The following is a 24,422-nucleotide window of genomic DNA, read 5'->3' on the forward strand; positions in this document are numbered from 1 at the left end:
AAACTCTCCTGAATTCGATGATTTCAATCTAACGAAAGCCTTCCTCTTTTTGTATTCATCCTGATTCTAGATACCCGATATAGAACTCTCGCAAGCTGAGTAATGGCGGGCTCTGTAGCACTATGCTGGCATGGAGACGAATGCAGTAACCAATCTGAACCAGCCGCTATACACACCAGCGCAAACTCAAGCGTTTGGTCTGTTCTTACGCCAGCAAAAGCCGGCAGAAATCGCGGATAAAATCGGTGTTGCCACCCGAACGGTTCAGCAATGGATATCAAAATTTGGCTGGAAGGAAATGCGGGATGATTTGCCCGTAGAGCTCATGCTGCGTCAGAGGATCACGTATCTGATGTGGGTTGACCAAAAGCTTGAGTGTCAGGAACGCGAGCTGAAGATGCTACTCGACCAGCACTACAAACGTGTTGACGCGGAGAATAAGCGAAGCAGACCAGGCACATCCGTCGAAGGCAAAAGCCCTAGAGGTCGCAAACCTAACAAAGTTAAGAATGATGTTTCGCAGATCACCAAAGAGATGCTTGATGAATACCGCGAATGTACTTTCTTTGAGTACCAGAAAGAGATACACGCTCACAAGCTCGATGATGACATCAACGAAACACGTTTCTATCTAAAGTCGCGCCAGATTGGTCTCACCTTCTACTTTGCGTATGAAGCTTTCGAAGACGCTGTGCTTAATGGTGATAACCAGGTCTTTATCTCTGCGTCGAAAAAGCAGGCGTATATCTTCAAGAACTACATCCGTAAGTTTGCTCTGGAGATTGGAGAAGTCGACCTCAAGGGCAAAGATGACATCGAATTAAGTAATGGCGCCAAGCTGGGCTTTATGTCGACCAACGTTTCCACCTCTCAGGGTTTCAACGGCCACATGTATTGGGATGAGGTGTTTTGGATACCACGCTTCGCTGAGTTGGATGACTACGCGGGCGGCATGTCGATACAAGCGAAGTTTCGTACCACTTACATTTCGACGCCTTCCACGATGGCTCATGAAGCTTATCCGAAATGGGAAGGTAAGAAAGAGCACAGTATTGATATCAGCCACACCGCGCTGAAAGATGGGGTGTTAGGTCCTGATTTTATCTTCAGGCAGATGATCACCGTTGATGACGCGATGAAGAAAGGCGCGACCTTCTTCAACATGGAGAAGCTAAAGCGTAAATATCCAGTTAAGGAAATCTTCGACAACCTACTGCGATGCAAATTCTTGGATGACAGTGCTTCGTTCTTTTCACTAAAAGCTCTTCTCGCCTGCAAAGCGGATTCCTCTCTATGGAAAGAAGTTGACCACAACAAGCCACGCCCCGTCGGTGACACGGAAGTGTTAGTCGGCTATGACCCAAGAGGCGGTGGTCAGGGAGAAGGCTCTGATGATGCAGGATTAGTGGTCTCGCTCAAGCCAAAAATGAAAGGCGGCGTTTTCCGCTTCATCGAGCGTTTAAGACTCAAAGGCTCGAGCTATGAGCAGCAAGCTGAAGCTATTCGCGGGATCACCGAAAAATACAATGTAGTGCACCTCGCCATCGATACCAGTGGTGTAGGTTCTGCCGTGGCTGAGTTGGTTAGAAAGTTTTACCCGTCTTTACTAGAGCTGAACTACTCACCAGAGGTCAAGCGGATGATGGCCTACAAAGCCCGAGAGATCATCGGCAATGGTCGACTGCAGTTTGACGCCGAATGGGATGACCTGGTGCATTCCTTCCTGATGATTCGCCAGCAGACCACCAACATCAGTAACCAGGTTACGTTTGTCTCTAACCGCAGCAAGATAGGGTCGCATGCTGACCTCGCCTGGGCTTCAATGCATGTTATGTGCTGGGAGCCCATTGATATTAACAATGACGACGATACCACCGTTGAAATCTTCTAAGCCAAAGAGCGGAGAAACGAAGTGATTGAGATTGAATTTTCTAACCCTGTCAGTGTAATGAACAGCGACATCCTAAGTTACCTTGAAACGGCTTTGGTTGATGGGTTATATGAGCCACCTATTCCTTTCGACACCTTAGCCAAAGCGCTGCGCGTTAACCCGATGCACTCGAGCGCGATTGAGTTTAAGCGCAATACCCTCGCCTATGCTGTGAACGTTTCGCCAGTATTATCCCGTCGCGACCTTAAGCGGTTTATCCAAGACTATCTCACCTTTGGCAACGGCTATTTCCAAATTATTCGCTCACACGCGGGCAAAGGTCCTATCGTTCAGGTGAAACACATTCCCGCTTTGTATATGCGTCGCCGCGAGGACTTGGGTTATACCTACAAGCCAAAAACTTATGAGGATGATGGCAGAGTTGATTTTAAGGAGGGACAAATCTTCCATCTGTCTGAATACGACGTTGCTCAGGAGATCTATGGGTTACCCGGTCACGTAAGTGGGCTCACCTCCATCTGGCTTAATGATGATGCCACCTTGTTTCGCCGTCAGTATTACCGCAACGGCCAGCACGCGGGTTACCTGCTTTATATGAATGAACCTAGCATGACGAAAAAACAGGAAGACGAAATTAAAACCAAGCTTCAGGCAAAAGAAGGCATGGCGTTTAAGAATATGTTTGTGAATGCGCGAGGCAAAGACACTAAGGCACCAGAACTTAAGCCGATTGGCCAAGTAGAAGCAAAGGATTCGTTTAAGGAAGTGAAGAACCAAACCATGAACGATGTGCTGGCACTCCACCGCGTTCCTATCGAGCTGATGAGCGTTCGCCGTGAGAGTATTACCTCTCTCGATCTCAATAAGGTTGATTGGCTATTTCACAAGAATGAATTGTTGCCGATGATTGATGCACTGCAGGAGTTGAATGAGTTTGTTGGGCAAGAGGTAATAACTTCAAATAAATATAAAGACCTAGATCAACTCTAGGTCTTTGTATTTATTGCATGAACTATGTGTAGCTTAAGATTGTTCTTCTTCATAGCAGACACCATTAGATCCGACTTTACAACGTCTCCCAGTCACCCAAATACATCCTGAAAAATTGGCATAATGTTTGATCGTCGTTTCATTAATTAGAGCCGAAACAAGTTCACTTCCAGACAAATCTGATTCATTAATCTTACTTTCGAGAAAGATAGCTTCTCTGAAACTAGAGAGTCGCATTTCTGAATTATTGATATCCGCGCCAAAGAAATCCATGCTTTCTCCAAGCGTCATGTTAAATCTACTAGTAGATAGGTTAGCATGCCGAAAGTTCGTTCTTGTTAAAATCGACCTTGAGAAATCACTACCAACCAATGACGATTTTTCAAAAATAGCATTGGTTAAGTTGCAGCTAGTAATAACAGACCCATCTATAAGCATTCGTTTTAGCTTTGTGTATGGAGCAAAACAATCACGCATAATTATTGAAGATCTAACATCCATTTCCGAAAAATCCATACGAGACATATCGCAAATATTGAAGCTTGTAAGTTCGATGCGAGCGCCTTTAAACAACGAACCATATAGATTCATCTCAATAAACACTGCTTTATCAAACAAACAATTTTCAAAATTATTATTGCTGAGGGTCCCCCCTGTATTTCTTCTGTAAGTACCCTCAATATGAGCACCACTAAACTTTGCATTTCTAAAACTGCTATCAGTAATCTGGCACTTTATCAGAACTGCGCTACTAAAATCTGCGTTATCAAGACGCGCTTTCTTAATAGAGCAACTCATTAGTGTTGCATTATCACTTAGGTTAGATGCGTAGAAATTGCAATAATCAAGAATACATGATCGGAATTCTGCTTTTCTCAGATCTTTGCGGCTAAAATCAATACCTGTTAAGTTTTCATTTTGCGCTTGAAATCTGCTACCTTCTTTGCCATTACTTTCCAACCACAGTTTATGCTGCTCAACTCGCGCCTTAACACTGTGAACTAGCTTTTCGCTAGGTCTGTTCTCTGATTCGACTTGTAACAGCATCCGACGATATTCTGAGTCAACATCTATCTCTATTTGTGTCTTTAACTGGTCGTTCATTCCTAACTAACTCCTTTTTAAATAGAACCGAAACATACTGAAAAGAAGTTTATCTACAAGCAATCTTATAAATGCGCACAGATCGCCGACAACAGAAAACATTCGTTCATAGCGGAGCACATTTTCTATACGAATTCTGTTAACAACATCATGTGAATCTAAATAATTATGATTAAACCCTCCTTAGTCTCACTACTATGATTCATATTCCTATACTTGCGGGAGTAAAGCACCCTTGACCACATCTCCTAATGGGATTCCGCACTGTTAGTATGCTTTTTGAGTATTTACTAACGTACTTTGCATCAAGCGAAAGATTACACCGTATTTACATAGTCTCTTGTATTGCTATCCACATTTGCAAAGCCTTGAGCCTTTGCGCATTCTCCAAACAGGTCTCTAGGTTCGCTACATCTTCAGCTAGGACTTCGGCATCTCGCTCGTAATTTGTAGTAGTTTTGGCGGCACCATCAGAGACGGTGGCGGGTTGCTGAATACCGATTGCTCGATTATGCGCTCGCACTGCGTCGGCTCGGATGCGCAACCAATCAGTATCATTAACAATGCACTGCTTGTCAGTATTCTTTTGAACATACTTGATTACCTCTTTTTCGATAGTCCGGTACTGTATTTCCACCGCTTGTTTTTGCTCGGCCAGTTCCACTGCCAAAAAATAAGCTTCCTCTTGCTTTTGTTCTACTTTGTCCCAAAGGGAGTTTTGCGCTTTAAGAGCCTTAACTTCTGTAGTCCTTACGCCGTAGTCGTAAGAAAGGTAAGCAACACCACCAAGAGCGGCAGCAAAGGCAACGGCTTTAAACAGGGTTAGATACTTACTTAACATGGTTACTCTCCTTACCAACCGTTTAAACAAACGTCTTGCTCTTTACTTCGGCGCTTAGGAATACCGGCACAGTTGCTTTTTTCTAGTCGGCAATCTTTACCATTCACAAACACCCATCGCGGATACTCATTACAAGCACCAGTGCGATCACCTCGGTTAAATTTTTTCAGCAATGTAGAGCGAGCGAAGTTACCTTCCCCAAGGTTATAAACAAAGCTCACCATCATGTCGTACTCGCCTTGGTTTGGTGTTTGGGTTATATACTTGTTTACTACATGCTCTGCGGCGGCAATATCTTTAACGAAGAACTCAGCGGCTTGCTGCTCAGTGAGTACCGTATCTTGCGTTACGCCCTGGGTATGACCTAGTCCCGCTGTCCACACATCAGCACTGCATTGGTAAGGTTTTAATCTGCAACCTTCTTCGTTGGCAACATGACGCAAACCGTTTTCACTGACGCTTAGCCCTGAGTCGAGAGTAAAAACAATGGCAAGAACTGAAGCGACAGAGCACACCACCGCCTGTATTGCTTTGGTTTTTAGGCTCATATTGCGACGTCCTCTTGTGAGTTCAGCTTGTCTAGCTTGGCTTGGTTGAGTTTGGTGGCAACGGCATAGTGGCGAATAGCCATAACACCCGAAACGATACCCACGAAGATTGCGATAAGCTGGGCAATATCGTTCACACCGAAGCTGATGAGGGTTGCACTAACAGACGTTAAAATTTTCTTTAGCCCGGTAATGTCTAGCAAAGAAACCACTAACGCTTTTACCTCTGTATGATTCATTGATTTTTCTCTCGTAACTAGTGATTAGTGCCCCACAAAACCAGTGTATAGAGCTGTGGTTGAAAGGGTACTTACGGCATTTCTAGTGCAGAGATATAGAAGTTTGGGAAGGCAGAAAGAACAAACCCAGCGGCTAGGCTGGGTTTGGTGGTTAGTTAGTTGGCGCTTCTGGGTATGGGTTCTCTGCTTTAATTTTGGCTTCTAGCTCGTTGATGCGTTCGGAGAGCATTTGTACTTCATCGGTTTTGCCTTGCCGTTGCTTACGGGCTAGTTCACTTTCTAGCGGGTCGGTTAGCTGGGTGTAAAGCATTGAGCGAGTGGCATCCACTTGCGCATAGTCGTGAATGTATTTGTTACTTAGGTTGGTTACCCAAGATTCATTAATCCATTCATCCCATTGTGTTGATGGTTTTTCTATCGTGTATTTGTCCGTAACCAGAGATGCATCTTCAAACACTTTCGATTCTTGGGTTTGCTTGTGATAAGCCGTTACTTCAACGGGTTTTGATTCAACAATCCATTCCTGATTTTTTACATCAAACTTGGCCTGTTCTGTTTCTTCGTCAAAAGGTGGTTTATTTATCCACGTAGCAAACTGAGCCAAAATATATTCATCATACCCAGCCACCTTATGGATTTGACTTTCACCCTGATATATGAGGGTTTTGTAATCGTAGTGATACGCTGTTTTCATTACATCCATCCTCGGTGAATCTTAATCGAAAGGTTTGCGGTATGCGGACGATTTTCGTCGGCTGTAGGAACTACTAATGATGCATCAAATTCCACTGCCGGATTATCATAATCAGTATATGAAGAAGTGTTTAATCCGGCGTGGATATGTGCGGTTTGTCGGAATACCCCATTAGCCCAGTCACCTGCATTGCTAGGGAAACTTAAAAATCCCCCTGTAATGTTTCTTATCGCATCACCTTGAGTATCACCATGATTAACCCCACTAGGAGCACCACGAACAAAATGCCCTAAGTGATGATTTGGCAAAGTGAACGTAGTTGCACCATCCCCATCACCAAACTTCATTGCGTGAGTCATTGGAGCAGCGTCTTTTGTTGTCTGAGCAATCACCATTCCAGCCGATACTGCATAATCCCAGAGAAGTTTGTCGGTAGTTCTTGATAACTCGCCGCCTTTTAGGTCAATCCAAGCGGGCTTTTCTCCAGATTGATGAAATTCACCTATCATTCCCACCATGTTTGCTAGTGCTGCTTTAATCGGTGCTAGGTGCAGCTCATTCAACTCCGTCTCAGTTACAAACTCACTGTGCTTAAAAATGACTTGTCCAGCTTCACCCGAAATCGCTGCTTTCAGTGTCACCATACCGCCAATGCCTTTCGGTAGGGCAACTTTGGGTGTCGAGCATTCGATCACGGATTGATTACTGCTATCAAGCACATGGATTTGATGTAGGTACTCATCAAAATGCTGCTCAATTGGCAGATTTAAGATAAAGGTTAAAACGCCATTTTCATCGTAGTAACTGGTTTCAATGGTGTTTTCATAGAATGAATACATTGATTCACTTGGGGCGTCATGGGTTAACGCGCCAATGAGCCGATACTTGGTTACAGTACTTTTCAGCTCACTGTTCAATATGTCTATCCCGTGCTGAGTCGGAATAGCTTGCAGTGTGCTCATTCGGTGTCTCCTATTTCAAGTTGCCAAGTAATGGCAGTGCGGCACAAGATTTGAGTTTCAGCGTCTATTTCTAACTGTGAGCTCAACTCTGGCTTTATCGTTAAGGCGGTTGCCTGTTCAAATTTGGTTTCGGCTTCCAATGGGTAAAGCCAATGAAACTCGGTATGAGGCAATCGAACGTTTTCAAATGCGTTAATGGCTGTGCCATTGTCATAGCTGAAGAGGTCAATCAATATTAGATTGGGCCTTTTTACATCGTCATACACCAAGCCGTTTGAGCCTATTGTTCCAAGCAGGCTTTGATAATCTCGAATCTTCCAGCCAAACCCTTGCTCTTCAAACTCCGTTAATAGTGATAATTCAATATCGTCATGGGTTTTCTTAAAGTCCTTCGCTATACCGTTAATGGTATTGGTCAGCTCTGCGTTCTCGGTGTCTTGCCAGTATTCGCCTTGAGGAAGTAACCCACGGTACGCATCTGCAAAATCACCTTCGCTGTATTCAATGATTAAGTCGGAGGTGTCCATGTGACGGCTCCTAGTACATGAATCTGGTTATTGTTGATAGCAACTTCACCTACGGGCGATTTGACAATAAAGTTATTGGTCACCGTTGAAATCACTAACACAATTTCGGTGTTGGTGATGGATTCAGGCTTTTTAGTTTCTGGGTCTATCTTGCCCATTTTCCCTTTTACAAAGTTTTCAAGGGCCGTGACCACATCATCACGAATCGCTAGGTCTTCAATGCCTTGAATCTCTATAGCGAGCGGCGCTTTTTCTGGGAGGTGAGCAAACGGATGGCAACCCGCGAGTCGGTTATCTTCAAAGGTCTCTTGAACAAGATTGACCACTTCACCGCTTAGCGTTGGGTCGTTCTCACGTGCGCCAATGTAGACCTCTACCATGCCGCGCTCTGGCGTGTTATCGAGTGCCCAAGCAAAATCAACATCAGAGTGAGCCGACACTGCCCACACTTCGTAATCTTCTGACTTTCCGATCAGCTCGTTCTTCTCGAATGCCACGATTACTCGTGCTCGCCAGTGCTCTAGCTCTTCGATATCTGCACCACCTTCAATACCAAGCGATAGGATATTATTAGGGTCGATACCGCTTAGTCCTTCAGTGAGTGTGAGCTTGGCGCCGATTGGCAAATTACTGGCTGTCCCTGATTCAAGCGCAATGACGTCTACAGGCACATTGCTGTACTGCTCCTTGGTGGCTTCATACTCTTTATCACCGTAGATTAGGCGAGTACCTTTGGCGATCACCACAGTTCCACCTAGCTCAGTAAACTGCACCGTACCTTTTGCAAAGGTAGGTAAAAGGCGTGGTGTGTTGTGGCGATTAGCATGCAGGTATAGCCATGCTTCAGAACAGGTTTCAGGGTGCAATTGTCTGAAAAGCAAATCTTGATAGCCATATTGCCCATAGCTGACGCCCGCAATGGCAGAGGCTATGGCTTTGGTGGCTGGATTACTTTGCCCTGTTTCTGCTGTCAGGTTGGCTTCAGCACGAGCGATTAAGCTCTCAAGGCTCACTTGTGTACTCATTTATCTACCTTCGATAGTGGAACATCAAATGTTGAGCCGTCCGTTAGGGTTATCATGACATTACGGCCCATTTGGTTTGGCTTCTCTCTCCAAACGGTCACTTCAATGGCTTTGGCGTGACCTTGCTGAATTAACCAGGCAAGGGCTTCCTCATAAAAGCGTTTAGCAAGCCTTAAGGTTTCATCAGTCAATTTGGCTCGCTTTAGGGTCCAATCACGAGAGCCGACAATCTCTATCAGTTCATTACTCCAAGTACCGCCGCGTTCATTGCTGTCCATTCTTGCGCGGTCGTTCTTGGTTGACTCTGCGTAGTTGTAGACGCTTTGCAGTACCGCATGAGTCATGCCCTCTTTGGAGTTCACCGACTCAGTAAGCGCGTTCAATTTAAAGTGGCTCATGCTTTGTTAGGCTCCCGTGTCGTTTTGATTGCGCTGTCGTCTTCATAGTCGTGGTCGTGCGTCTCGACTTTAACGCCGCCAAACGTACCAGTCTGACCACCGACAGAGCCTGCAACTTCTGCATTCTTCACCACACTCAGGTTTCCGCCTATTTCTACATCTTTAGAAAACGTGGTTTTGTCAGCGATCACGTTCACTTGTGGCGCTTTGATAGAGACTTCATTCGCTGCTACGACATCGACCTTACCTTTGGTTGCGTAGACCTTAATTCCTTCCTCGGTTTGATGGATTAAATTTCCCTTATCATCAAGCATGGCGACCTCACCGGGCTTTAAGTCGATTTGGTAGCGCTCATCTTCAACATTGACGGTAATCCCACGAGCGGTCACACCGCCAATAAACAGGTTGTAAGCCTTGGCTTCTGGTAGTGGTCGGCTCATAAAACCGTAGTTGTGGACGCGCTTAATTCGGTCATTGGTGCGGCCTGTTGCCATTCTGATTTGCAACATGCCCGTAGTGGCGCCTGTCACCGTACCTGTTCCGATCACGTTCTTGATGCGAGCCATTAATCGCTGTTGTTGCTGGCGCTGAGCACTAGACATTACTTTGCTCCTTAAACGGTCTAACCAACTCAACGGAAGTGCTCGCGGAGCTTTCGGACACCGATAGGCCAAGTGACTTAATCACCAGCATTTCACTAAAACTCTGCTCTTTGTCGATCACTCGAATCACTCGGTTTAATCCATTAATCGCAAGCTGAGGAAAGATATCTGCGACAGACGTTGAAGCAGTCAGGCTTTCCGCTATGGCTAAGTTACGTTCATATTTGGCGCGAGATAAACATGCCGCACTGTTTTGAAGTTGGTCACAGGTGATCACCATCGTGCGCGAGCTCTCAATGCTTGGGTTGGTAATTTTGGCACTGGCATCATCCCATTGGCCCTGCACATCAATGGTGTGAAACTGCTTATTGAAGGCGCGTTTTATCTTTAAGCTGTCTATGTTGTTGCCTGTTTCAAGGCCAACATTGTTAATCGTTGCATGCGCTGTGTTCTCTATAGTCAGCACACCGTTTCGCTCGATGAGCATGTAGCCTTGTTCACGGATGAGCTGAGCAACATTTTCAACCGGAGACTCGGCGTTAATTTGAAACTCTTCAATCTTCGGCATGCCTTTAACGAGGCTCTTTACACCTAGGCCAAATGGCTTAGCCAGTTTTCTAAGCAGCTCTTCAACATTGAGGCTGTAAAGCGCATCCATAGTGATGCGCGAGTCAATCATGTTAGCGCTCTTGGAACGTCCCACTATTGGCATAGTTAAAGAGCTTGCGCTTGTCTCGTTTTCCGCCTCATCTATCTGACCGATTAAGATGGATTGGTCATTGAGAAAGAACTCTACCGACAACGGGCGATCAATCTTCATTGGTTCAACTGAGCAGTTAAAGGTATGGGCCAATTGCTCTGTTGAGTAGTTCAAGTTGGCTTGGTAGAAAGTATGCTGCTTTCCGTCAATGTACATCGTGAGTTGATTCATCGTGCATCCCTTACCGCGATGTCACCACGGATAAATAAAGGGTGCTGAAGTGCATTCATTTTGGTAATGACGTTCTCATTGGTGTACTCGTCATGGGCTATGGTCAGCGCCGACTTAAAGTGAGGTGATTGCACTGTTCTGTGTGCTTTGGTTCCCTCTACTACTTTGTCGTGCTGAGTCTGCACATTGCTTTTTAGTAATGTGAGTGCGTCATAGAGCTCTATGCTTTCTTGCGTAGAAACTTGAGTCGTTTCCTTGATGCGGCCATCAACGTTGGCAATTAGAGTTGAGAGATCACTTTGAATAATCTCTGGTTGCTTTTCGACTAAGGTGAGCTCAAAGCTGTCATGGGCCTCTAGGTCAGTCACGTCTTTACTCATCTTCACCGCACCCGTCACCATTTGTACGTTGTGGTGTTTGGTTGGGCTATCGGTTTTTACTTCTCCAAGCATCAAAGCTTGAGCACTGCGTGAGTTATCTACGGCTTCACTCTCGGAAGCAGGCTCTGATTGAACACCTTCAGACACCGTATCGACAGCGCTAGAAATCAGATCAGCCAACTCAGCAGGGTTAGTGCTCAAGCTGCTGACAGCTGAGAAGGCTTCATTTATCGCTAGGTTAATATCTTGCAACGAATCATCGGCTAGGTTCAGGCGGTTAGTAATATCGACCAACACATTGAGCGCACTCGTTGCGTTGTTTTGTACTTCGTTGATTTGAGAAACATCCAGCCCTTTCACTTCTTCAACAAATGATTGCTTAGACAGGCTTTCTACTATGTCAGCTTGTGCTTTGGTGCGTACTGTTGTCGGTGCAGTGATGGAAGGCGAAGTGCCGGCACGGACAAACTTCAGGCTCAGCGTCACTAAACCTTTCTTGGTGTTAATACTGAGGGAATGTTCCTCGAACACTAGCACCAACTCTCCTAACCAGGGATGCTCGAGTTCTCCTTTTGGTTGTTGCTCCAGGCTTTCAATGAACGCATTGGCGTCAGCTAGTGAGCTTGCACCTACGAATATAGATTCGATAGTAAATGTTCGGGCTTTGGTGCCCATGACTTTGATGTGCGGTAGTTCAGCGTAGGGGATTTCGCTCACTTGCAGACGCTTACCACCATCAAAAGAGGTAGACAGGATGTTGAGCTTCAGCCCATTCCATCTAGCGTGCTCGTGTTGTCGTTCCCACATCAATAGCCTACCAATCGAAGAAGAAGTTTGGAGTTTAAAGAGCAGAGAATGTTTAGGTGGTGAATGTCGGCTTCCAGCCCTTGTTCGGACTCACCCCTCCCCCCGCGCTAAAATTCCGCACTGTAATTTTGCGATCCTTAAAGTGATCGCGTTTCGGTAAGATTATTAAAGCACAGCCCCCGATGTATCTACATCGAGGGCTGTTTTAGATTGGGGATTTAGAGATCGTCAGAGATCGTTTTCTTTCGTTTCTATTAAAAGATAGAAACTATTATAAAATTAACTAGATTGGAGCTCATGAATAGCTCCTATTGAAAAAACCTATTCGTGTTTTGTGTTTCGTTTCATCTAGTAATCCAAAACAATCAGCATACAAACTATCAAAACTAGTATGACGCTCCGTAAAAACACAAATTCCTGCAGACACTGATATATTTTTACTATCAGGGCCTACTCTATAGATACGATTAATCGATGATTGAAGCTTCAATAGGCGCAGTTCAAGCTCTTCAATATCATTAAAATATAATAAAGCTCCAAATTCATCACCGCCCAATCTATAAACCGTACCTAATAACTTTCTAAGTTTGTCACTTAAAAGAATTAAAACATCATCACCAAAGCGGAAACCAAACTCATCGTTCACCTGCTTAAAATCATCAATATCAAACAGTACCAAAGCAAGATGGTTAACGTTTTCCTCTCTTTTATCATCGAACTGAGCACTAGCATTTTTGCTTAAAGCTTTTCTATTATACGCTCCAGTCAAGGGGTCCGTAGTTGCTGTAATATCTAAAAGCTCAGCCAAGTGTTTAACTCTATTGAGCTCTAACTTAATATCACCAAGTTCATTTTTTGTAAGAGTATTATCAGTCAACTGCTCATTGAGTTGTTCTTCAAGAATTTTATTTTTCTTTGACAACTGCTCAAACGCAACATCTGGTGACCTCTTCTCTATATCTTCGATGATTTGATCACGAGCTTGAAGCTGTTGCTTAAGAAAGTCGATATTGGCGTCCTTTTCTTCTATAACCGCTTGTTTTCTCTCGATAGTAGCTTCTTTTGTCTTCACTAATACTCTGTAAAGTCTAAAGAGAGCCCAAGAAAACCCGACTATACTTCCCAGTTGAGTCAGTAAAATTGTTGAGTTGGGTATTTCCATGGCCATTCCTTATTGCGTTTCTCACTCTGAATGTAATCAAGAAATCGATTAGAAATAACATACTGCAATAGAGTAACTTAGAAGACAATCTCAAACACCAACAACAAGTTACGTTAGTTTAGAATTAAACATTTCTATCTGGTCCAAATCCCCTTTACACAACTCAGGTTGAAGTTTTGGATCAGGTTTATCGCCACTAGGTTCGATGATGCGGTGAACAGATGTATAGGTGACAAAGACTGTGCCACAGTTTAGGTTGAGGCACTGACAGTATGCTTCACGAGTTTCTTTACTCATCGCTCTGGATGTAGCAATGCGGGCTTTGCTTTCGCACTTGGGGCAAGTGATTAACATGGCAACTCCTTTTCAGTAATTGCGCCTATAGCCTAAACTGCGGGCTTTCGACTTCGTCAGCCATTTCGATAATGGCCTTGATGGCTTCCACTTTCTCGCTATCAAGTTCACCTTGATTGTCAGCAACAACTAATCCCATTAAGTAAGCACCTGCTTGGGCGCGGTTTTCACCGTTAGTACTCAATGCGACGCCGTCGAGAATTAGCTCCAGTGCTTGCTGGAAAAGCTGTTTTTTATTAGACATATCAATATCCTTACCAATGACATTGAAAATATACTGTATATTTATACAGGTTTCTACCTGTGTTTTGCTGTCAATGTCACTGTATAAAGAGTTAGCGAAACGCCAAGAGTTCTACGAGCCGTCTTTGTACTTAAGGACTTCTCTCACTTTTCTAGCTGTTTCTTTTTCACCGTGTCTATCATCGTCGAACCTCCATGCTTCAGATCCGACAATGTGATTTTTGTTAGCTTGATATTCCGCATACAACCTGGGGTCAGCAATAGGTTTAGGTCTGTACCCCATTTTTCCTTTGTCCCTAGCCCTCTCAAAATCATTAAATTCTTGAGAGTTCAAAGGGTAAGGATTACATCCGCCTTTTAATCCTTCTTTGTATGCGGGTCGCAACCTTACTGGTAGTTCGTTCTGCGTAGATTTTACATCTGGACCAAAGTGAGACGACGAGGTTTTGCAACTATCCTTGTGCCTCATCGTTATTGACTCAGCATATTCATCGTTGAACGCATTAAATACTCCCAAAGAAATATCTGCCTGCTGGTCCGCTTGGAACGTATCTATTGCTTCATCGTGCTGGTCGAATGGTCCAACTATTTCAGTTGTGCCACCTGAGTGTTTTCGACTAAACCAAAAAGGCATGGAACCTCCTGTAACTAAACCGATAACAACCGCCCATTTCTTAGCTGAACGGATACATATTTGTCTATCGGTACTTTAGCACCAAGTTGCAGAGGTCTAATAAGACATTTTACGCCTTGTGAACTCCATCCTGTCATACGCCTGAGTTGCTCAATTAGCGGCGAGTTACAGTTATTTTCAGTGCTCCAAGGGGAAGCGCTCCGCGCTTCTTGAAGACGCTTGACGTCTTTCTTCTTAACCAAGCTGTAGTTCTCGCTACAAGTCTCGATCAACTTACCTAACCAAGAAAAGCCAATGACTTTCTTGGTTGTTTCGCCATACTTGTTCTGCTTCTCCTCATACTCGATCTTGGCTGAGCTAGCAAGCTGGCAAAACAGTGACCACTTGGAAGAATCTGCCGCTTGTCTTAGTTCCTCTAACTTAGGGTCAACAGTGGTTTGTGCCGGAGTCGTACGACGTAGATTCCGCCATAAGGAAACAGGCTCCCCACCAAATTGCTGAAACTGACGAATACGATGAGTTGAAGCCCAGGCTCTCGCTCGATAGGCCCAGTGCTCAGCTTCACTTTCTGGCATATGGCTACCATTGATGTTCTTAGATACATACTTAGCTATGTAGGCTGTCGCCCCTCCCTGCTTAGGGTTGGCCTCTTTTACATCAAATCGTTTAGTTGTATCACGCCCTAACTCTTCTCTGTCTTCAGATATTGCACGCTCTCTGAGTATCTCTATCACTTTTTCTTTATGTTCAGGAGCACAAAACAGAAAATAGTGAGCATGGCTAGTCGCATCTTTGTGAGGTTCCGCGACACGAAAACCAAAGTAATCAATGTCTAATTTTGCTAACTCAGCTCGACCTATCGCCCACTTTTTCATTAAAGCTTTGTGTCCTTCTTTGACCGACGAACCATTCCACTTAGATGAATTACGGTGGTACTTACTTGGTAGTGTCCACGTTAAAAACAAAGCCGTATAACCCAAATCTTGCGCTAGTTCTTCAAAACCACGAGAACGAACCATCATTTCAATTCGGCGGTTTTCCGGATTTGCTGTAGTGCGCTTTACAACCTCTTCTAGATTGAAGGCTTCACCTGTCTCCTCATTCATGACAGCCATAGACTCTAGATAGTCTCTTGCTTCACGCTGCTTTTGCATCCAGTTAGAGAAAGACAAAGTACTGATGTATGGCTGTTGATGTTTGCTATCACCAACACGGTCTAAGGCGATCTGCGCGAACTCAATGTACTGAGCACGTAAATGAATCAAACGTCCTTCAATCCATTGTTCGTTCTGCATTTTCAAGATAGCGATCTGAAGATTTTGCTCTAGTTCAGTAGGCTTCTTGTCCTTCTTCTTGAAACTCACGATAGGCGCCTGCACGTAGATCTTATGCAGTTCGATTCGCTGAAGTTTATAGACATGCTCTAAAGCATCTAGATAAGAGCTAAACTTCTCTGTCGAGACTTCATCAGTCAGAAAAGCTGAGCACTTATCTGCATACTCTTTTGCAAGCTTTTGAATCGCATCATCACGCATCAAGATGGCGTGGGTTAAAGGCTTAGACTTGGCTTTATTACGACTATCGACAAATGGGAATTTGTCTTCAATGAAGGGAGCCAACTTTAAGCCAAACCTTACTGCGTCTTCTGCTGATCTGATTAAGTTCTCTTTAGTAGGGTTTTTGCGCTGTTTTCTGCTCACGACTTTCTTAATGACATCGTTACGAACGAGAGCCGGTAGCCTAGGAAAGAAACGGCGAGTAAACGCAGAATAGCGGATGATTTCACCCGCTTCTGACTTACTCGCCAATTTATCCAAAGCTTGTGTTACATCACTTTGATTCATTGCTATCCTCAATTAGAATCAGCAGGTTACAGTTCATACTCACCATGTGGCATATTAAAACATGTACCTTTTAACCAACGTTTTAGGACTCTTATGGAAACCAAACTTATAGTGGAGCCTCAAGATTCGCTCCTTAAGACTCTTGACGTGCGAATCGAAGAGTCAATTTCAAACTTACAACAGCAAATTGAAGATTCCTTAGAACGACTGGGCTACTCCATGTTTGATGGCCCTACATATTCATTCGCTATCATTCAAGCAAAGCCCGCAGACTCAAGGGATGTCTCACCATTTCGAACAATAAAAGCCAATGGCTTACGTGGTTTTAGTGAGGTCGACTCAATACTGACTAAACTGGGCTTCATTGATTTAAATAAAGGCTCATTTTCCCCTATGGCTGGTTTTGATGGAGTTTACTTACTACAAAACCCTTAACCTCCATATAGAAGTGTTCAAATCCATATCCTTCCGCCCTACATTTGAAATAGTGCTTTCGCACATAGGTTTTTACTTCTTTTATAGAAAGCCTAGAACTCATATCACCCCCCAACTCCTGAGTGGTCACAATCAAGTGACCGCCAATATCTAACAGCCCTTCTATGTAAGTTTGCATATCTACTCCTTACCCATCTTGGTAAGAAAGTCGTTAGCTAAGTCGATGAACTCCCGAGCATCGTTCGCGGTTCTCTCGGCATCATCAGTCTGGTGCCCAGCTTTTCGGACAATCTCATGCCCCATGTCGATACAATCACAGGTCTCTTGAAGACGATCGCGGAGTAGCGCAATCAAGGTAGAAGCGGAATCTTTAGTCCCACACTTCAAGGATAAAACGCACCAACCTTCAGCAATACCGAACTGCCCACCATGTAGAACGTGGCTAACTTCAGCATTCACTTCCTGGCCCGTAAATTGTCCGTTTGGATCAATTTCTCGCAGGTTTAAACAATCGCCTGTTTGATAATCTCGGTCATTGAGTCGAACTTCTTGTGTCTTACGGTGAGCCAATACTTCGCTAAAATGTTCAGACTGGATTTTAATTGCATGTACCTTACTCATATTCATTCCTCAAATTTTGGATAAAAAAGCCCTCCCTCAATATTGCTAAAGAGGGATAAGGACGTAGGCAAAATGCCAAATGGCTAGGTATAAAAGGGGGGTTAACTCCAGCGTTGTTTAAATCGGCTGGCTTCCAAGTCAATAAGTTTAATTTCCCGCTTGAGTTTCAACTGCTCCGTTAAGCTATGGGTGTTTTCTCCTTGAGCGACTAGTTTTGCGCGCTGCGACAGAAGTGAATTTAAACGCCTCTCTTTTAGGCTCGCTCTTACTTCTTGTAAATTTTCTAACCCTTTGGCTTTCTGTTCTTTGTTTAAGCTGTAAGCCGCCATATCCGGACAGGGTAAATGGCAAGGTTCAGTAAATGTTTGGATACTCATATCTCAGCAAGCTCCTGTGTGTCGACGACGATAAACCCGCCTTGCCCCTCGCCTTCGCTTAATACTCCGTGGCGAACGTGATTGCATTTAAGCTGTTCGCAGGCTTGGCTTACGGCATCGTCTAAAGAATCGAAATCTCCAAGAGCCGTTGTTTCTGGCTCTTGAGTTTGTTCGTGGCGCTTCATGGCACCATCACCAAACAATCGAATGGCTACGTATTGCATGAGGTATTCTCCGAACGCGCGCCTAATGCCTTCATCGCAAGCCCTGCTTGACGGCTGATATTTTGCCAAAGACGAATGTTTGAGTTTTGCTGACGCTCTTGCCCCTCGACAGGGTTCATTTGGTACTTGGTGACGTTTAGCGCAGCGACGTTCTGTAGGTGTAAAGCTTCTTCCAGAGTGTTGAGTTCAATCGTAATCATGTTGAAACTTCTTTTCTGTTTTCTTCAGTTAACTCAGTCCGGGGACTGGCGCACCGTTGGCAACAAAATCCACTCCCATAGCTAAAAAGGGAGGCACGCCTTTAGTGCGTTCTTCGAGATCACTAATCAAAAGCACAAGATTGCCAATGCTAGCTTGAGCTTTCTGAATAATGTTGTGTTTGGTTGTACGGCTTAAGCGTACGTTTCCAGCTTGGTCTAACGCCATTTGAGACAGGTCACCCGAGTGAATCGAGTTCTCTAATGCACGTTTGATAAAGGTTTCTTCAGTTGCATCAAGCGGTATATGAGCAGTAACAACACCCAACCCAAGAAGCAGGCTGTTTACTATGGTGTGATTGCCACTGGCTTTAGTAATCGCGATGAGCTCTACACACGTTAAGACATGAGGTTGCTCTGGGTTGAGCTTGTTGCGAAGCATTGTTGGGCTCATACCTGTGCCTTCAGCCAGCTTGGTCATATTCTCTGACTTCGCAAATGCACAACACGCTTCGTTAAATGCCAATTGTTTCGTGCCAATAAATTCGCACATTGAGTCACTTTCGTTCATAGCCAATACTCATTTGCATACCAAGGAGATGAAAATGAAAAACCACCCAAGGTTTAGAAACCGTTGTTTAACCGAGGTTTTGCATTGCTTCACGAGTTGCCATTTCTAACAAAGCAACCATGTTGATCAGCGGCGTTTCCTTCGGCTTAGACTTGGCTTTGATAGGCAGGCGACCGTCAGAAACCCAGTCCATAATGGTGCGCTTAGGCATACCAGAGAACTGAGAGTATTGGTCATAGGTCATGAAAGGCGTATTTAGCACTACTTGATATGAAAGCATGGTGGTATCCTTGTAAGTTATTGATTGTTTAACATCGGACGCTAGAGTTGCAGCTCGCGGTCCATTTGAATTGGATTATTGATCGTATATGCGAACAAATCAAGCCAAATTAACCCCCTTTGATTATCAAGGTGGGAAATTCGTCACAGATCGCCTTCACGAAATTCTCGGTACGAAAACTATTAGAGACTTAGGTGACCGTTTAGATGTTTCTGCTTCTACTATAGCAACCTGGCACAAACGCGGGCTTTGTCCATACGAAGTAGTGTTGCGAGCCCACATGTACACAGGTGTTTCTTTAAAATGGTTAACACTAGGTGAAGGCGAGCCATTTCCGAACAGAGATTCTCATAAGAATGATAATGAACAAATGGAAACCAAGTTTTTGTTCGACATTGACTCTTTCAACATTAAGAACGGGAAGTTAGAAAACATCCAAACACTAACCTTCGACAAGGCATATCTAGACGAGATTGAGGCATCAAATCCGATAGCTATTCGTCAAAGCGGCTGCACTTACATTATAGATAAAAACAATTTACAAGCGGTTAGCGGCACATATCTAGTTGATATGGACGGCCTACTCTCTCTAAACGAAATACAACGTTTACCAGGCAAGAAACTGGCGATCAGATTTAATGGCTCCACTCTGACTGTTAAAGAGAATGAAGTTAAGGTTGTTGGGCGTGTGGCTTTGGTGATGGAGAAGAAGTAGTGGAAAAATTTACTAAGTTAATCGAAAGCCTACCAGAACTTGAAAAAGCGACATTAGAGCGTTTCCGAGAATATTTAGAGGAAGTGATTGGGTGCGAATTTACACTCAAATATGTTGATGTAGAATTTTATGAAAGTCTCGATATTCTTGATATACTTGAGACCAGATACTTCGGTTCGGCAGCTATCAAAGTCATAAACAGAAAGGTCATTTCCGTTGAAGGGTATGAGATCCGCAGCTCCAAGCTTACTGACGCTGACTTACTATGGTTTGAACAAAATGGCCTTATTCCTCATTTAATACATATAACTCACAGTATTAGTAGTTGGGGACACTTAGCTAAGCTAAGTAACTTGGTATCAATTCAAGCAGCTTTCAACTCAAGGCCACTACATTTTAAAACTCCAACTGACAATGCTCTTCCTTTTTTAAAAGAGTTAACCATCCAAAAAAGTGTAGAGTGCACTCTCGACGGCTTTACTAGTTCTTTAAGTAACATTGAAAAGGTTACGATAGAAAAAATAGGTGATGGCGTCATTAGTGCCGCTTCAATAAATCGCCTTGTAGCTTTGAAGGACCTGGATACAAAGGGCAACTCCATCGATAACCTTAGCGAGCTAAATTGTCCCAAATTAGACTCGCTAATAGTTAACCAGACTGTCAATTTGAATGAACTTGAAAACTGCCCGAACATTAAGTTATTGATCAGTAAAATAGACACGACAATACCTCAAACAAAAGGGCCTTCACTTAGGTTTCTTTCAGTAACAAGTGTGGCTGACACCCCCATCGTTTTAGAAAATATTGATACTCAATGTTTAGGATCACTTTATATAAGTCAAAGCGCGCAAATAGCGATTACTAAACCTATACCTACGTTGAAGCAGCTCCATATCAGAGACAGCGCGCTAGTTGGCATGCAATTTAACCTCTCGACACTACACAACCTTCCAAACCTAGTTGGCTTAGATATTATCGGAAAAAAAGTAGTTGAAGATATAGATCCAACCTGGACTCAGGTAAATCTCAAGTCACTAACAATACAAAATACAAACGTTTCAAACTTAGAATTTCTCCACTGCTTTCCAAACCTTGAAAGCTTAAATGCGAGTGCAAACCAAATTACTAGTTTGGCTCCCTTGTGCTTTTTAGAGCATCTGAATTACGTTAACGTTCAAAGAAATAACATTATTGATGTGCCTGTAGAAGTTTCAAAAGCATTTCTGCTGACTAAAGAAGGTCGAAGACATTCAGATCAAGAAGAACAAAGAGTGCTTGCGCTTGGCAACAACCCTTTGATCTCTCCGCCAATTGAAATCATTGAGCGAGGTACCGAAGCAATCAAACCTTATTTCGAATCAATGATTGGTGAGACAGAGGAGTTAAACGAAGCAAAAATCGTATTCCTTGGCAACGGGGAAGTAGGTAAAACGTCACTAATGAAAGCATTAAACAATGAAGACTTTGATGCGGAGGAAGAGACGACCCACGGAATTAATATCAACAAATTCAGAGTACCTATCAATGATAGATACTCTGTTGACGCCTCAATCTGGGATTTTGGTGGTCAGCAGATCATGCATGCTACTCACCAGTTGTTCCTATCAAGAAGATGTGTATATGTTTTAGTTATTAACGATCGTAAAGAAGACTTACATCAAGAGCAAAAGATCGATTATTGGCTTCAACAAGTACAGACCTTCGGTGGAAATTCAAAAGTCATTATCGTTCGAAACAAATCTGATATGTTTACCTGCAACAATATTCCTGAAGGTAAGCTTAAAGAGAAATATCCTAACCTCGTCTCCATAGAGTCGGTTTCGTGTAAGACGAAAGATAATATTAAACGTGTAAGAGATTTAATTAACCAACAAATACGCCTTTTACCGATGCGTAAGGTAAGACTAGCGCAAAACTGGATTAGAGTTAAAGACCAGATTAAAAGCCTATCCCAAGAAAGAGACCACTTACCTCTTTCGCAGTTCTCTGACATCTGTAACGCTAACGGTGTAACCAACTTTGAAGCTCAGATGACATTACGTAACTTGCTCCATGATTTGAGTGTAGTCATTGCTTTTGAGAAGCTTGACGGGTTCGACATGGGTATTCTTAGCCCGCATTGGATCACCGATGGGATATATACTCTTATTAACTCTAAGTTTCTTGAAGGGAAAAAAGGTTATATAAAAGAAGCTGATGTACAAAAGGAACTAGACCGAGAGTTTCCCGGAAAGTATGTAAACAAAGCTCGATTTATTATTGAGTCAATGATCGAGTTTGAGCTGTGCCACCGAGTGGGGAATGCTAACAGCGGTACATTTCTAGTCCCTAGCTTGTTACCAAAAGAAATCAAGTCGAAGGAAATTAAACGAAACGGAAACATAATCCGTTTCATTTTCCGGTACGAAAACTTGTTACCTCCGTCAATCATCCCCAATTTTCTCGTTAGGATGAGTCATCAAATCTCAGACGACAAACGTTGGCGTACTGGGGCTATCATGACAGATACAGAGCTTGATGTGCAGGCTATTGTTGAAGAGTACTCTGTAGAGAGAGAACTCAGGATCACTGTTGTCGGCCGACAAGCTCGTGATTACTTTTCTGTTATCAGACATGAAATTCGAAAACTAAACGAGCCCAATACCAAAGCCTTAGGCGTAAAAGAACTGGTGCCTCTAAACAGCACTAGTACTGAATTTGTTGACTACGATGAGTTAATTGGCCTAGAAGTAATGGGCAAACCCACCTATACTAGTGGAAAACTAATGGAAGAGTTCCCTGTGAATCAATTACTTAGTGGAATTGAATCACGAGAGGAAACCGAAAGTTCGGTTGCCAAACAAAAGCTACTCGAGGGTATAAAATTGAGTGTTGAAGTTAAACAAGGCGATATTAACGTCAAAACTGGTGATGTTGTAAACAACGTTACCACTTCGAATAGTACAGAACAATCACAAGTAGCAACTCAGTCACAAGAAGTTGATATTAAAATTGAGCTTAAAAGCTTTAAAGGAACAGCTGATTATGTACTTGAAGATCTTAAAGCTGACGCTGAAGATGAATTAATTAACGAAGTCGACAGAGATAAGTTCATTAAAGAATGCAACCGAGTTCAAAAGTCAATTAAAGAAATTGAAGATATCGAACAAGCAGAAGAAGCTGATGACAAAACTGGCCACTTCATGAGAATTCGCGACTTCTTAAACAACGCTCTAGATAAGGTTGGTCCCGTCGGCGAAGCTGTGGAGTCTCTTGGCGGCAATATTAGCAAAGTTAGAGATATGGCTAAAAAGTACAACAAAGTTGCTGGCTATTTTGGCCTGCCAATTGTTCCCGAAATTCTGCTCTAATCAGAGACCTTTAAGTCGAAGATTGGGAGGCTAACGCCTCCCTTTTTCTTACCTGTCCACAACTTTAAGTACAAATCTAAAATCCTCCGTGATTTCAATACTTTCCCCAACAGTCGTGACGCAAAAAATTGTTCAAAGACATCTCATTACATAAGGGGAAGCTACCGCTTGCAAAAAACTTCGGCTGAAGCAGAATAACTAAAAACCATGGATACTACGATGATATCGAAAGTTCTCTAGATTTATATAGTGAGATTGGTGGAGAGTTAATTCACCTTCAGCTTCACCAATTAACGCGTAATCATCCGTAACAGCAAAAATGCCTTTATCGAACATAACGTGATGGTTTGGACATAAGCACAATAGGTTATCAATACTATCATCACCATCATGCGGACGACCGAGAGGTTTAATATGTGCGCCCTCCGCATAGAAACCACTTTTAGTTTTTATAGCGGTACCACAAACCTGGCATCTATATGAATACAGCTCTTTAATTTGTCGCGATTTTTCCGTATCACGAGCAATTCTCAGTACTGTACCCGCTCGGCGCTCTGTTGGTTTTTTGGTGTAGTCTAAACGCGGTTCTGCGATTTCAACCTCTGAATTTTGGTCAGAGTAAACCAGACGGAATCGACATATCTTGAAGCCTTCTTTCCCCTTTTCCTCCCATGCATCCACCACTCTATATAAACCTGAATACACGTATCCACTCTGTGGAGAAAACTCTGATTTATGCTTGTGGCCACGAACTACGCGAACAGACAACCCCAGGTCCATGCTCTTCAATAGACCAGCATTTCCTTTTTGCGACCACGATTGATCCCTAACCTGCTTTCCATCTTCATTACCTCCGGCACCGGTATAAATGATCTCATCGCCATAGTCTGCATCATCCACGTAACCACCTGAAAGCACTATCGCTGCGGTACCTTCTGCCCCATTTCCGTCTATACCTGACGTCCAGACTCGATGAAAGCTTGAAGGCATCATCTCCTTTCTTGTTTCGAAGTGATATCCAATATTAAAACCTGGCACGTCACCAATTATTATTGGTCTCTTTGTTCCTTTAGTCTCATTCTTGGGTTTACTGGATGAATCTGATTCTAGCTCACTCACTGATTTCCCTGACTTGGAAACAACCTCAAACCCAAGTCTATTCAATGTCTTAAAACACTCACTACCAAGTCCCCCGGTGAAATGATGTGAATAAATTGATTCATCAAGGATTGCACTTAAAGCTAGCCCGAAAATAGCCTTAGGGGGAAACCGCTCACCTTTGTACAGCAAATCATACCCTGTAGAGTCAGCATAAGTTTCAGCTTCTCTGTTATTGTTTGTAAATCGTTCAATTGCAATTGTTATATCGTTACTATTCAAAGGACTAGCTAACTGCATTAAGTTTTTCAAACGATTACTCGCGTCCAATTCATACTTCATTACGACATCCTAACTATATTCAACCAGTCCAACTAA

At 43.4% G+C, this 24,422-nt stretch carries 29 protein-coding genes; 5 read left to right on the forward strand and 24 right to left on the reverse strand.

Going from position 1 to position 24,422, the window contains the following annotated elements:
- Positions 1-130: 130 nt before the first annotated feature.
- Both AC6R16_RS02090 and AC6R16_RS02095 read left to right on the forward strand, forming a co-directional pair.
- Positions 131-1,891 (forward strand): terminase large subunit domain-containing protein, encoded by a 1,761-nt coding sequence (locus AC6R16_RS02090; protein WP_500673412.1) that lies wholly within the window; start codon positions 131-133, stop codon positions 1,889-1,891.
- Positions 1,892-1,912: 21 nt separating this feature from the next.
- A complete protein-coding gene (locus tag AC6R16_RS02095; RefSeq protein ID WP_500673413.1) occupies positions 1,913-2,881 on the forward strand; it encodes a phage portal protein in 969 nt (322 codons plus the stop codon).
- Positions 2,882-2,914: 33 nt separating this feature from the next.
- Here the strand turns inward: AC6R16_RS02095 and AC6R16_RS02100 are convergent, their stop codons facing one another.
- The 17 genes from AC6R16_RS02100 to AC6R16_RS02180 all read right to left on the reverse strand — a co-directional run bounded on the left by AC6R16_RS02100 (position 2,915) and on the right by AC6R16_RS02180 (position 16,176).
- Positions 2,915-3,985, reverse strand: coding sequence for a pentapeptide repeat-containing protein (locus tag AC6R16_RS02100; protein WP_500673414.1), 1,071 nt, complete (start codon positions 3,983-3,985; stop codon positions 2,915-2,917).
- A 328-nt stretch (positions 3,986-4,313) separates the two neighbouring features.
- Entirely contained in the window at positions 4,314-4,826 is a 513-nt protein-coding gene (locus AC6R16_RS02105; protein WP_500673415.1) for a hypothetical protein, read from the reverse strand.
- A gap of 11 nt (positions 4,827-4,837) precedes the next feature.
- Entirely contained in the window at positions 4,838-5,374 is a 537-nt protein-coding gene (locus AC6R16_RS02110; protein WP_500673416.1) for a lysozyme, read from the reverse strand.
- A complete protein-coding gene (locus AC6R16_RS02115; RefSeq protein ID WP_500673417.1) occupies positions 5,371-5,613 on the reverse strand; it encodes a hypothetical protein in 243 nt (80 codons plus the stop codon). Before AC6R16_RS02115 ends, AC6R16_RS02110 begins: the two co-directional genes overlap by 4 nt.
- A 151-nt stretch (positions 5,614-5,764) precedes the next feature.
- Positions 5,765-6,307, reverse strand: a complete 543-nt coding sequence (locus AC6R16_RS02120; RefSeq protein ID WP_500673418.1) for a hypothetical protein — start codon at positions 6,305-6,307, stop codon at positions 5,765-5,767.
- Positions 6,307-7,269, reverse strand: a complete 963-nt coding sequence (locus AC6R16_RS02125; RefSeq protein ID WP_500673419.1) for a hypothetical protein — start codon at positions 7,267-7,269, stop codon at positions 6,307-6,309. The genes AC6R16_RS02120 and AC6R16_RS02125 overlap by 1 nt, the downstream gene beginning before the upstream one ends.
- Positions 7,266-7,796: a hypothetical protein gene (locus AC6R16_RS02130; RefSeq protein WP_500673420.1), complete on the reverse strand. Its 531-nt coding sequence runs from the start codon at positions 7,794-7,796 to the stop codon at positions 7,266-7,268. The genes AC6R16_RS02125 and AC6R16_RS02130 overlap by 4 nt, the downstream gene beginning before the upstream one ends.
- Positions 7,778-8,821 (reverse strand): baseplate J/gp47 family protein, encoded by a 1,044-nt coding sequence (locus AC6R16_RS02135; protein ID WP_500673421.1) that lies wholly within the window; start codon positions 8,819-8,821, stop codon positions 7,778-7,780. Before AC6R16_RS02135 ends, AC6R16_RS02130 begins: the two co-directional genes overlap by 19 nt.
- Positions 8,818-9,219, reverse strand: coding sequence for a phage GP46 family protein (locus AC6R16_RS02140; protein WP_500673422.1), 402 nt, complete (start codon positions 9,217-9,219; stop codon positions 8,818-8,820). The genes AC6R16_RS02135 and AC6R16_RS02140 overlap by 4 nt, the downstream gene beginning before the upstream one ends.
- Entirely contained in the window at positions 9,216-9,821 is a 606-nt protein-coding gene (locus AC6R16_RS02145; protein WP_500673423.1) for a phage baseplate assembly protein domain-containing protein, read from the reverse strand. The genes AC6R16_RS02140 and AC6R16_RS02145 overlap by 4 nt, the downstream gene beginning before the upstream one ends.
- Positions 9,814-10,752: a phage tail protein gene (locus tag AC6R16_RS02150; protein ID WP_500673424.1), complete on the reverse strand. Its 939-nt coding sequence runs from the start codon at positions 10,750-10,752 to the stop codon at positions 9,814-9,816. Before AC6R16_RS02150 ends, AC6R16_RS02145 begins: the two co-directional genes overlap by 8 nt.
- Entirely contained in the window at positions 10,749-11,939 is a 1,191-nt protein-coding gene (locus tag AC6R16_RS02155; RefSeq protein WP_500673425.1) for a DNA circularization N-terminal domain-containing protein, read from the reverse strand. The genes AC6R16_RS02150 and AC6R16_RS02155 overlap by 4 nt, the downstream gene beginning before the upstream one ends.
- 295 nt (positions 11,940-12,234) lie before the next feature.
- Positions 12,235-13,101 (reverse strand): GGDEF domain-containing protein, encoded by an 867-nt coding sequence (locus AC6R16_RS02160; RefSeq protein ID WP_500673426.1) that lies wholly within the window; start codon positions 13,099-13,101, stop codon positions 12,235-12,237.
- 108 nt (positions 13,102-13,209) lie between these two features.
- On the reverse strand, positions 13,210-13,455 hold the full coding sequence (locus AC6R16_RS02165) for an ogr/Delta-like zinc finger family protein (protein ID WP_500673427.1): 246 nt from the start codon (positions 13,453-13,455) through the stop codon (positions 13,210-13,212).
- Between the two features lie 25 nt (positions 13,456-13,480).
- Complete coding sequence (locus AC6R16_RS02170; RefSeq protein ID WP_031342464.1) at positions 13,481-13,699, reverse strand: hypothetical protein; 219 nt, start codon at positions 13,697-13,699, stop codon at positions 13,481-13,483.
- Positions 13,700-13,810: 111 nt separating this feature from the next.
- Positions 13,811-14,332, reverse strand: a complete 522-nt coding sequence (locus AC6R16_RS02175) for a hypothetical protein (RefSeq protein WP_500673428.1) — start codon at positions 14,330-14,332, stop codon at positions 13,811-13,813.
- A gap of 14 nt (positions 14,333-14,346) precedes the next feature.
- The gene (locus AC6R16_RS02180; RefSeq protein WP_500673429.1) at positions 14,347-16,176 is read right to left on the reverse strand and encodes a replication endonuclease; all 1,830 of its coding nucleotides are present in this window, start codon (positions 16,174-16,176) and stop codon (positions 14,347-14,349) included.
- Between the two features lie 93 nt (positions 16,177-16,269).
- Here AC6R16_RS02180 and AC6R16_RS02185 point away from each other — a divergent pair, with 93 nt between their 5' ends.
- On the forward strand, positions 16,270-16,611 hold the full coding sequence (locus AC6R16_RS02185; RefSeq protein WP_500673430.1) for a hypothetical protein: 342 nt from the start codon (positions 16,270-16,272) through the stop codon (positions 16,609-16,611).
- Between the two features lie 180 nt (positions 16,612-16,791).
- Here the strand turns inward: AC6R16_RS02185 and AC6R16_RS02190 are convergent, their stop codons facing one another.
- The 6 genes from AC6R16_RS02190 to AC6R16_RS02215 all read right to left on the reverse strand — a co-directional run bounded on the left by AC6R16_RS02190 (position 16,792) and on the right by AC6R16_RS02215 (position 18,881).
- Positions 16,792-17,238, reverse strand: coding sequence for a DUF3850 domain-containing protein (locus AC6R16_RS02190; RefSeq protein WP_500673431.1), 447 nt, complete (start codon positions 17,236-17,238; stop codon positions 16,792-16,794).
- A gap of 95 nt (positions 17,239-17,333) precedes the next feature.
- Positions 17,334-17,609, reverse strand: coding sequence for a hypothetical protein (locus AC6R16_RS02195; protein ID WP_500673432.1), 276 nt, complete (start codon positions 17,607-17,609; stop codon positions 17,334-17,336).
- Positions 17,606-17,833: a hypothetical protein gene (locus tag AC6R16_RS02200; RefSeq protein WP_500673433.1), complete on the reverse strand. Its 228-nt coding sequence runs from the start codon at positions 17,831-17,833 to the stop codon at positions 17,606-17,608. Before AC6R16_RS02200 ends, AC6R16_RS02195 begins: the two co-directional genes overlap by 4 nt.
- Positions 17,821-18,033 (reverse strand): hypothetical protein, encoded by a 213-nt coding sequence (locus AC6R16_RS02205; protein ID WP_500673434.1) that lies wholly within the window; start codon positions 18,031-18,033, stop codon positions 17,821-17,823. Before AC6R16_RS02205 ends, AC6R16_RS02200 begins: the two co-directional genes overlap by 13 nt.
- Before the next feature lie 28 nt (positions 18,034-18,061).
- Positions 18,062-18,601, reverse strand: coding sequence for a phage regulatory CII family protein (locus AC6R16_RS02210; RefSeq protein WP_500673435.1), 540 nt, complete (start codon positions 18,599-18,601; stop codon positions 18,062-18,064).
- Between the two features lie 67 nt (positions 18,602-18,668).
- Positions 18,669-18,881 (reverse strand): hypothetical protein, encoded by a 213-nt coding sequence (locus AC6R16_RS02215; RefSeq protein WP_019275486.1) that lies wholly within the window; start codon positions 18,879-18,881, stop codon positions 18,669-18,671.
- An 88-nt stretch (positions 18,882-18,969) separates the two neighbouring features.
- Between AC6R16_RS02215 and AC6R16_RS02220 the strand changes: the two genes are divergently transcribed.
- Complete coding sequence (locus AC6R16_RS02220) at positions 18,970-19,596, forward strand: phage repressor protein CI (protein WP_500673436.1); 627 nt, start codon at positions 18,970-18,972, stop codon at positions 19,594-19,596.
- Entirely contained in the window at positions 19,596-22,946 is a 3,351-nt protein-coding gene (locus tag AC6R16_RS02225) for a COR domain-containing protein (protein WP_500673437.1), read from the forward strand. The genes AC6R16_RS02220 and AC6R16_RS02225 overlap by 1 nt, the downstream gene beginning before the upstream one ends.
- 198 nt (positions 22,947-23,144) lie before the next feature.
- On the opposite strand, the gene AC6R16_RS02230 is transcribed toward AC6R16_RS02225, so the two are convergent.
- Positions 23,145-24,386 (reverse strand): YDG/SRA domain-containing protein, encoded by a 1,242-nt coding sequence (locus AC6R16_RS02230; protein WP_500673438.1) that lies wholly within the window; start codon positions 24,384-24,386, stop codon positions 23,145-23,147.
- Positions 24,387-24,422 lie beyond the last annotated feature (36 nt).

It is taken from the genome of Vibrio sp. R10-SG3-ISO10, assembly GCF_059834185.1.

Excerpts from the sequence above, each read along its gene's own strand:
- AC6R16_RS02090 (WP_500673412.1), top strand. The coding sequence starts at position 131 with ATGGAGACGAATGCAGTAACCAATCTGAACCAGCCGCTATACACACCA.
- AC6R16_RS02100 (WP_500673414.1), bottom strand. The coding sequence starts at position 3,985 with ATGAACGACCAGTTAAAGACACAAATAGAGATAGATGTTGACTCAGAA.
- AC6R16_RS02105 (WP_500673415.1), bottom strand. The coding sequence starts at position 4,826 with ATGTTAAGTAAGTATCTAACCCTGTTTAAAGCCGTTGCCTTTGCTGCC.
- AC6R16_RS02110 (WP_500673416.1), bottom strand. The coding sequence starts at position 5,374 with ATGAGCCTAAAAACCAAAGCAATACAGGCGGTGGTGTGCTCTGTCGCT.
- AC6R16_RS02115 (WP_500673417.1), bottom strand. The coding sequence starts at position 5,613 with ATGAATCATACAGAGGTAAAAGCGTTAGTGGTTTCTTTGCTAGACATT.
- AC6R16_RS02120 (WP_500673418.1), bottom strand. The coding sequence starts at position 6,307 with ATGAAAACAGCGTATCACTACGATTACAAAACCCTCATATATCAGGGT.
- AC6R16_RS02125 (WP_500673419.1), bottom strand. The coding sequence starts at position 7,269 with ATGAGCACACTGCAAGCTATTCCGACTCAGCACGGGATAGACATATTG.
- AC6R16_RS02130 (WP_500673420.1), bottom strand. The coding sequence starts at position 7,796 with ATGGACACCTCCGACTTAATCATTGAATACAGCGAAGGTGATTTTGCA.
- AC6R16_RS02135 (WP_500673421.1), bottom strand. The coding sequence starts at position 8,821 with ATGAGTACACAAGTGAGCCTTGAGAGCTTAATCGCTCGTGCTGAAGCC.
- AC6R16_RS02140 (WP_500673422.1), bottom strand. The coding sequence starts at position 9,219 with ATGAGCCACTTTAAATTGAACGCGCTTACTGAGTCGGTGAACTCCAAA.
- AC6R16_RS02145 (WP_500673423.1), bottom strand. The coding sequence starts at position 9,821 with ATGTCTAGTGCTCAGCGCCAGCAACAACAGCGATTAATGGCTCGCATC.
- AC6R16_RS02150 (WP_500673424.1), bottom strand. The coding sequence starts at position 10,752 with ATGAATCAACTCACGATGTACATTGACGGAAAGCAGCATACTTTCTAC.
- AC6R16_RS02155 (WP_500673425.1), bottom strand. The coding sequence starts at position 11,939 with ATGTGGGAACGACAACACGAGCACGCTAGATGGAATGGGCTGAAGCTC.
- AC6R16_RS02160 (WP_500673426.1), bottom strand. The coding sequence starts at position 13,101 with ATGGAAATACCCAACTCAACAATTTTACTGACTCAACTGGGAAGTATA.
- AC6R16_RS02165 (WP_500673427.1), bottom strand. The coding sequence starts at position 13,455 with ATGTTAATCACTTGCCCCAAGTGCGAAAGCAAAGCCCGCATTGCTACA.
- AC6R16_RS02170 (WP_031342464.1), bottom strand. The coding sequence starts at position 13,699 with ATGTCTAATAAAAAACAGCTTTTCCAGCAAGCACTGGAGCTAATTCTC.
- AC6R16_RS02175 (WP_500673428.1), bottom strand. The coding sequence starts at position 14,332 with ATGCCTTTTTGGTTTAGTCGAAAACACTCAGGTGGCACAACTGAAATA.
- AC6R16_RS02180 (WP_500673429.1), bottom strand. The coding sequence starts at position 16,176 with ATGAATCAAAGTGATGTAACACAAGCTTTGGATAAATTGGCGAGTAAG.
- AC6R16_RS02185 (WP_500673430.1), top strand. The coding sequence starts at position 16,270 with ATGGAAACCAAACTTATAGTGGAGCCTCAAGATTCGCTCCTTAAGACT.
- AC6R16_RS02190 (WP_500673431.1), bottom strand. The coding sequence starts at position 17,238 with ATGAATATGAGTAAGGTACATGCAATTAAAATCCAGTCTGAACATTTT.
- AC6R16_RS02195 (WP_500673432.1), bottom strand. The coding sequence starts at position 17,609 with ATGAGTATCCAAACATTTACTGAACCTTGCCATTTACCCTGTCCGGAT.
- AC6R16_RS02200 (WP_500673433.1), bottom strand. The coding sequence starts at position 17,833 with ATGCAATACGTAGCCATTCGATTGTTTGGTGATGGTGCCATGAAGCGC.
- AC6R16_RS02205 (WP_500673434.1), bottom strand. The coding sequence starts at position 18,033 with ATGATTACGATTGAACTCAACACTCTGGAAGAAGCTTTACACCTACAG.
- AC6R16_RS02210 (WP_500673435.1), bottom strand. The coding sequence starts at position 18,601 with ATGAACGAAAGTGACTCAATGTGCGAATTTATTGGCACGAAACAATTG.
- AC6R16_RS02215 (WP_019275486.1), bottom strand. The coding sequence starts at position 18,881 with ATGCTTTCATATCAAGTAGTGCTAAATACGCCTTTCATGACCTATGAC.
- AC6R16_RS02220 (WP_500673436.1), top strand. The coding sequence starts at position 18,970 with ATGCGAACAAATCAAGCCAAATTAACCCCCTTTGATTATCAAGGTGGG.
- AC6R16_RS02230 (WP_500673438.1), bottom strand. The coding sequence starts at position 24,386 with ATGAAGTATGAATTGGACGCGAGTAATCGTTTGAAAAACTTAATGCAG.